Origin of the sequence: Klebsiella sp. C239 (assembly GCF_048822715.1) — a bacterium.
Classification (GTDB): Bacteria; Pseudomonadota; Gammaproteobacteria; order Enterobacterales; family Enterobacteriaceae; genus Klebsiella; species Klebsiella quasipneumoniae.
The window spans coordinates 1-1,557 of record NZ_JBMEZK010000040.1 but is presented as its reverse complement, the minus strand read 5'-3'; the positions used below and the strand labels follow the sequence as shown (position 1 = coordinate 1,557).

Here is a 1,557-nt window from a genome sequence, read left to right as displayed (position 1 = left end):
GGGAGCACCTCAAAAACACCATCATACACTAAATCAGTAAGTTGGCACCATTACCCGGGAAGAGGGAGAAAATCTAGTGTGACAAACTACCCTCAGGATAGGGTGACAAATTGCCCTCAATTCTGGCTCCACTACCGGTTACAGCCAAAAAAACTATGAGTAAGCGCAGGATGCCAGGGAGGGAACAGCAAAACTGTGACAAATCACCCTCAACTTTCCAGATCAAATGTGACGAACCACCCTTAAATCTGTGACAGATAGCCCTCAACTATTCAATCGTCATGGAGGTTATATCACGGAAGGAAAATACGATATGCGTCGTCTGGCGGCCTTTCTTTTTCTCGATGTAAGAAAGGCGCATTGGTGTCCGGCTGTTGATCTCGTCAACACTTGCCTGCAGGAAACGGCGGCGAAAGTCCGGCATACGCTGGTAACTTTGAGGTAGCTGGTAGCGTTCCATGATCCAGTCGATTTTCAGGGACACGACACCTGAGCCATCAGGTTTACGGTACTGGCACAGAGATTCGTATAAACGCATGGCGTACGGATTGGTAATCTCTTTTGTTTCACTGAGCCGGAACTGCGTAAACCGGTTCTGTAACCCGATGAAGAAGGGAATCAGATATGGGTTGATATGTACGCTGTAAAGCCCTCTGGATGGGCTGTGCGCACGTTTAATAAACCAGGGAAAGGATTCATACCCTTTTTCATCGCCGGCATCCTCTTCAGGGCGATAGAAAACCACTTCCTTACCCGCAAAACCTTTTAAAGCCTGTCGTATATCCTTACTGGCTTCAGCGGAGGTCAGCCCGAATGTTTCAGCGTATTTAGCAACGTGAATTTCGCAGATGCCGTCATGTTCCTGCAGGGAGCCGTCGGATTTTCTGATCTGGTCAACGAACAGATACAGCATACGCTTTTGATCCCTGGAGAGACTATATGCCGCCTCAGTCAGCTCGTTAGACTGGACAATCCGCGGGCTATTTTTACGTTTTTTATGGTTTATAACCGCTATTTCCGCCATGACAGGTCCATGCGAAGTGTGACAGACTTTAAGATTGTCACACTTCATAAAACAGAGTCAACAGGGATGGATAACTTTGTGAAAAGCAACGCTTCCTGAGGGCAATTTGTCACAGGGTTAAGGGCAACTTGTCACAGAAATGGCGGCTATTTGAGGGTGATTTGTCACACTGAAAGGGCGTTTTGTCACAGATCCCTCTCTGGAACCCGCATGGATAAAGGCCTGTGGGCATTCTAAAAATAAAAATCTAACAACTATTTAAAAAGATCTTATAAAAATATCCCCGTGGATAAGTGGATAACCCCTATGGGAGGTGATTTTGCAGGCATTGAGCGTATGCAGAATTTATGAGTACTGTTCCATGGTGCTTCCTCGCTCACTCGGGGCTTCGCCCTGTCGCTCGGCTGCGGCGAGCACTGCTGGCTCGATTATATCTGTGGCCAGAAGTTAGACATACAGCCTATTCTGTCCAGTTCTGGGTAATGCTACCAACTTGCTGATTTAGTGTATGATGGTGGTTTTGAGGTGCTCCA

At 47.1% G+C, this 1,557-nt stretch carries 1 protein-coding gene; it reads right to left on the bottom strand.

Features of this window, described 5'->3' with window-relative positions; translation table 11 throughout:
• Positions 1–268: 268 nt before the first annotated feature.
• Entirely contained in the window at positions 269–1,024 is a 756-nt protein-coding gene (gene repE / locus ACOI6Z_RS27435) for a replication initiation protein RepE (RefSeq protein WP_000807690.1), read from the bottom strand.
• Positions 1,025–1,557 lie beyond the last annotated feature (533 nt).

Excerpts from the sequence above, each read along its gene's own strand:
- repE (WP_000807690.1), bottom strand. The coding sequence starts at position 1,024 with ATGGCGGAAATAGCGGTTATAAACCATAAAAAACGTAAAAATAGCCCG.